The organism is Streptomyces recifensis, from assembly GCF_002154615.1.
GTDB lineage: Bacteria > Actinomycetota > Actinomycetes > Streptomycetales > Streptomycetaceae > Streptomyces > Streptomyces griseoluteus.
The window spans coordinates 1-5,519 of record NZ_MUNH01000583.1; the positions used below are offsets into that span (position 1 = coordinate 1).

General features: G+C 72.3%; 4 protein-coding genes. All 4 read left to right on the top strand.

The features are described 5' to 3' along the window. Positions 1 to 2,677, top strand: a 2,677-nt coding sequence (locus tag CCN33_RS26465; RefSeq protein WP_107483999.1) for a prenyltransferase/squalene oxidase repeat-containing protein, incomplete at its 5' end; no start/stop codon positions are given. Beyond that, on the top strand, positions 2,674 to 3,579 hold the full coding sequence (locus CCN33_RS26470; protein WP_086695976.1) for a hypothetical protein: 906 nt from the start codon (positions 2,674 to 2,676) through the stop codon (positions 3,577 to 3,579). The genes CCN33_RS26465 and CCN33_RS26470, both read left to right, overlap by 4 nt. Positions 3,580 to 3,599: 20 nt before the next feature. Continuing rightward, entirely contained in the window at positions 3,600 to 4,736 is a 1,137-nt protein-coding gene (locus CCN33_RS26475; protein ID WP_086695977.1) for an energy-coupling factor transporter transmembrane component T, read from the top strand. Next, positions 4,733 to 5,519: energy-coupling factor ABC transporter ATP-binding protein (locus CCN33_RS26480; protein WP_140394687.1), on the top strand; the 787-nt coding region annotated here is incomplete at its 3' end. The genes CCN33_RS26475 and CCN33_RS26480, both read left to right, overlap by 4 nt.

The following is a 5,519-nucleotide window of genomic DNA, read 5'->3' on the forward strand; positions in this document are numbered from 1 at the left end:
GACAACCCCCGCCGCGGCGGACGGTGTCGGGAAGTGCACCGCGACCAAGGGTGCCGTCGTCGCCGTCGACTTCGGGCCGTTCGGCGGCAAGGTCGTCAGCGGTTGCGACACCACGCCTAGCACCGGCTACGACCTGTTGCACGACGCCGGATTCACCACGACGGGCACCCAGCACGACGGCCCCGCCTTCATCTGCCGCATCGGCTACGGCACCTTCAACTCCGGTACGCAGTACCCGACTCCGGACAAGGAGTCCTGCGTCCTGACCCCGCAGGTCACGGCGTACTGGTCGTACTGGATCGCCTCTCCTGGCCAGGACGACTGGACCTACAGCCCGTACGGTGCCATGGCCCGCAAGCTGAAGAACGGCGACGTCGACGCCTGGGTCTACGGCGGTACGGACGTCGGCGGGAGCACGGGAGCGCCCACGTTCAGCCCGGCCGACGTACGCAAGGGTGACATCCACACGCCCGACCCCGGGACGCCGACCGGCGGCCCCGGCAAGATCGACGTGGCCGCCGCCGCGACGTGGCTCACGGGACGTCTGACCGACGGCGAGCGCGTCGTCGACGACGGCGCCACCACCCCGAACTATTCGCTGACCGCCGACACCGCATACGCTCTTGCCGCCGCGGACGGCAAGAGCGCCACGCTCGACAAGGTCACCGGTTTCCTCGCCGCCCACGTCGCCGACTTCGCCTACCCGAACGGCACCGACCAGGCGCCCGACGCCACCGCCGTCGCCCGCCTGGCCCTCCTCGCCGAGGCCACCGAACGCGACCCGCGCGCCTTCGGGGGCCGCGACCTCGTCGACCTTCTCACGAAGAACGTGTGCGCGGCGGGCCCCGAGTCCGGCGAGGCGACCCCCGGCTGCACGGCGAAGGGCGACTTCCGGGCCTCGTCCTACACCGAGGGCCAGGCCCTATCCGTCCTGGCCCTGGTCCGAGCCGGAGTGACACCCTCGGCCGCTACCGTTGACCGCCTCACCCAGCTCCAGTGCAAGGACGGCGGCGTCACCAGCATCCTCATCCGCACGGGCGAGTACTGCGACGGCGACCCGGCCTCCACCGGGCTCGTCGCCCTGGTGCTGCACAAGACCGGCGGTCACGAGGACGCGGTGGCCAAGGCCCGCACCTATTTGACCAAGGCGCAGGGAGCGGACGGCGCCTTCCCCGGCTACACCGGCTCCACGACCGGCAGCGTCACCGCGACCGCGTACGCCGCGCAGGCCCTGCGCGCCCTCGGCGACACCAAGCGCGCGGACGCGGCCGTCGGATGGCTGTCCCGGCACCAGCTCAAGGGCGGCGGTTTCGGCTTCGAGGAGACCGACACCGACCCGGTCGTCTACGCCACACCGCCGGCCGTCCTCGCCGGTGCCGGTACCAGCCTGGCCACCCTCACCACGAAGAAGCCCGCACCCCCGTCGAAGCCGCCGACCGGGAAGCCCACCGTCTCACCGAGTGCCCCCGCCCCCGGCACGGGTCCCGACCTGAAGAAGGGCGTTGCCTACCTCACCAAGGGGACCAACCTGAAGGGCGGCCAGTACTACGGCGACGATTTCGGTACGGGCCGCGCCGACTTCGGTCTCACCATCGACGGCGCCTACGCGCTCGCCGCCACCGGTCTGAACAACGCCAAGCTCCGCGGCATCGTCGACTTCGTCGACCACCGGGGCAAGGACGGTGTCGGCCGCACCGTCGACGACTGGACCTCCATCGGCACTTCTTACGCGGCCGGAGGATCCATCGGCAAGACCGCCCTGCTCGCCGAGGCCGTCGGCCGCAACCCGCGCCACTTCGCAGGGCACGACCTGATCGCCGCGCTCGCTGAGGCCGTCTGCACCAAGGCGAGCAAGGCACCCGACCGCTCCTGCGCGGCGAAGGGCGCCTACACCTACGCGCCCTCCGTCTTCGCCCAGTCTCTGGCCGTCATGGCGCAGCTGCGAGCGGGCGAGAAGGCAGCAGCCGCGCAGCCGCTCTCCTATCTGGAGAGCCTGCAGCAGTCCAGCGGGGCCTGGCCGAGCCTGATCCCGTCCACGAAGGACTCCGACGTGGACTCCACCGCCATCGCCGCCATGACCCTCGACCTGGCGGGCGGTGCCAAGGCGGACAAAGCTGTGGCCAAGGCACTGGCCTGGATCGCGTCCAAGCAACTGGCCGACGGCGGCTTCCCGGGCGCCGCGGGCGACTCGGTGAACTCCGCCGCCCTCGCCGTGCAGGGTCTGTCCCTGGACGCCGGCAGATACGCGGCGAAGATCACCAAGGCACGCAAGTTCCTCGCGTCCCAGCAGAACACCGACGGTGGCTTCAACGTCTCCAAGGGCGGCCAGCGCGGCTCCGACCTGCGCGCCTCCACCCAGGCCGTCGGCGGAGCCACCGGCATCTCCTTCGGCAAGCTGGAGCGCAGCCTGACCGGTACGTCCCAGCAGCCGACGCCGAGCCCCAGCGGTAGCGCCCCGGACATCATCACCACCGGCCAGTCGGGCGGCGGCGATGGCGGTGCGACCGGGGGCGCGGGTGGCGCCGGCGGGACGGCTGCGGGCGGAGACGGCGGCGTTCTCGCCTCCACCGGTGCCCAAATCGGTACCCTCGCCGCGATCGCGGCCCTCCTGGTGCTCGCCGGCTGGCGCACGGTGGTCGTCGCCCGCCGGCGCACGGCCACAGGGGGCGGACGATGAAAGGCGCGCGTCTCCTGCTTGTGCTCGCCGCGCTCGGCCTGACGAGCGCGGCGGTCGCCGCGACCGGCACCCCCGCTGCGGCCGCCCCGCAGCCCATGGGCCGCTGCACCACCACCTCCGGCGTCGTCCTCGCGGTCGACTTCAGCCACTGGGGCGGCCCGGTCCTGCGCTCCTGCGGCACCACACCGACGACGGGCTACGAGCTGCTCAACCAGGGCGGCTGGAGCACCGTCGGCACCGGACACGACGGCCCGGCATTCATCTGCCGTATCGGCTACACCGGTTACAAGAGTGGCAAGCAGTACCCGACGCCGGCTCAGGACGACTGCGTGCTCACCCCGCCGGCCTCCGCGTACTGGTCGTACTGGCACGCCGACGCGGGAGCGAAGACGTGGAGCTACAGCCAGCTGGGCGCGATGCTCTACAAGCCCAAGCCGGGCAGCGTCGACCTGTGGATCTTCGGCGGTACGAACATCCAAGGCACCGAAGGCCGGCCGAAGATCACCCCGGATCAGCTCCGCGCCCACAACACCAGGCCGCAGGGAGACGCGGGCCGGCCCGCGTCCACGCACAAGGCACCTTCCCTGCCGCCCGACGTGGACACCGGCCCCGCTCCCGACCAGCGCACGACGGCTCCCTCCGAGCCGCCGTCGCACAAGCCGAGGAAGCCGAAGCCCCGCAAGTCAGCGAGCCCGACACCGACTGCCACCCCCAGTGCCACGACGAGCAGCCCGGCGCCCACCGCGTCCCGTACCGGCACCAGGGTGGTCGACGCGGAGCCGGCCGCCGATGCCAAGCACGACTCCGGCTCGCTCGTCCCCGTGGCCACGGGAGCCGGGCTCGTGGTCCTGATCGGCGGTGCCGCCGGGTACGTGGCGTACCGGCGCCGTCGTACAGAGTGACCGTGGTGGCCCGTACGACCATGGAGGCGTCACCGGCCGCCGCGGCGGCCGGCGCCGGCGGCCGACGCGTTCCCCGCACCCTGCACCCCGTGGCCTGGTGGGTGTGGGCCCTCGCCCTCGCCACGGCCGTCAGCCGCACGGACAACCCGTTGCTGCTGTTCCTGGTGCTCGCCGTCCTCGGCTACGTCGTCACGGCGCGGCGCACCGAGGCGCCCTGGGCACGCGGCTTCAAGTACTACCTGTACCTGGCCCTGACGGTCGTGATGATCAGGGTCGTCTTCCGGGCGGTGTTCGCGACCGGCATCACGCCGCACGACCACTTCCTGTTCTCCCTCCCGCACATTCCGACGCCCGACTGGTACGCGGGCATCAGGATCGGCGGACCGGTGTCGCTGGAGGCGTTGCTGTCGTCGGCCACCGACGGGCTCAGGCTGGCCTGCATGATGTGCTGCATCGGTGCCGCCAACACCCTGGCCAACCCCAAGCGCGCGCTGCGCGTCCTGCCCGGAGCCCTGTACGAACTCGGGGTGGCGGTCACCGTCGCGATCAGTGTGGCGCCTCAGCTCGTGCAGAGCGTGCAACGCGTCGCCAGGGCCAAGAAGTTGCGGGCCGGACGCACCAAGGGGATGAAGGCGCTGAGGGGCATCGTGGTCCCTGTCCTGGAGGACGCCCTCGAACGCTCCCTGCGGCTGGCCGCCGCCATGGACTCGCGCGGCTACGGCCGGGCGGGCACCGCCACCCGCCGGTCCCGCCGGGTCACGGGCGCGCTGATGCTGCTGGGCATGAGCGGCATGTGCGCGGGGGCGTACGGGCTCCTGGACGCCACCGCGCCCGCACTCCTCGGACTGCCGGCGATGGCCGCCGGGGCCGTCCTCTGCGTCGCGGGCCTGCGGCTCGGCGGCCGACGCGTCACCCGGACCACCTACCGCCCCGACCCCTGGAACCTGCCCGAGTGGGCCGTCGCGGGCAGCGGAGTGCTGTCCGCCCTACTGCTCTTCAGCAACCTCGGATACGACCCTGCCCAGCTCAACCCCACCTACTATCCGCTGACCTGGCCCGGCCTGCCCCTCGGGCCGACCGCCGCGATCCTCCTCGCCGGCACGGCCGGGTACCTCGCACCTCCGCCCAGCCCCATCCAGAAAGCCGACCCCTCGTGATCACCTTCGACCAGGTCACCGTCCACTACGAGGACGCGGCCGAGCCCGCCCTGCGCGACGTCGACCTCACGGTGGAGGAAGGCGAACTCTGCCTCGTCGTCGGGCACACGGGCGTCGGCAAGTCCACACTTCTCGGCGCGGTCAACGGACTCGTCCCGCACTTCACCGGCGGCACCCTGTACGGCCGCGTCACCGTCGACGGCCGTGACACCGCCGATCACCCGCCCCGCGAACTCGCCGATGCCGTCGGCGTCGTCGGCCAGGACCCGATCGACGGCTTCGTCACCGACACCGTCGAGGAGGAACTCGCGTACGCCATGGAGCAGTTGGCGATCCCTCCGGCGACCATGCGCAAGCGCGTCGAGGAGACCCTCGATCTGATCGGCCTTGCCGACCTGCGCCACCGCGCGCTGCACGAACTCTCCGGCGGCCAGCAGCAGCGCGTCGCGATCGGCTCGGTCCTCACCGCCCACCCCCGCGTCCTGGTCCTGGACGAGCCAACCTCCGCCCTGGACCCGACCGCGGCCGAGGAGGTCCTCGCAGCCGTCACCCGGCTCGTCCACGACCTCGGCGTCACGGTCCTGATGGCCGAGCACCGCCTCGAACGCGTCGTCCAGTACGCGGACCGGGTCATTCACCTGCCCGGCGACGGCCACGCCCGCATCGGCTCACCCGCCGAGATCCTCCGCACGTCCACCATCGCACCACCGATTGTGGAGCTGGGTCGGGCCGCCGGGTGGTCTCCGCTGCCCCTGTCCGTCCGCGACGCCCGCCGCGCCGCCG

Coding starts and splice junctions, on each gene's coding strand:
- CCN33_RS26470 (WP_086695976.1), top strand. CDS start 2,674: ATGAAAGGCGCGCGTCTCCTGCTTGTGCTCGCCGCGCTCGGCCTGACG.
- CCN33_RS26475 (WP_086695977.1), top strand. CDS start 3,600: ATGGAGGCGTCACCGGCCGCCGCGGCGGCCGGCGCCGGCGGCCGACGC.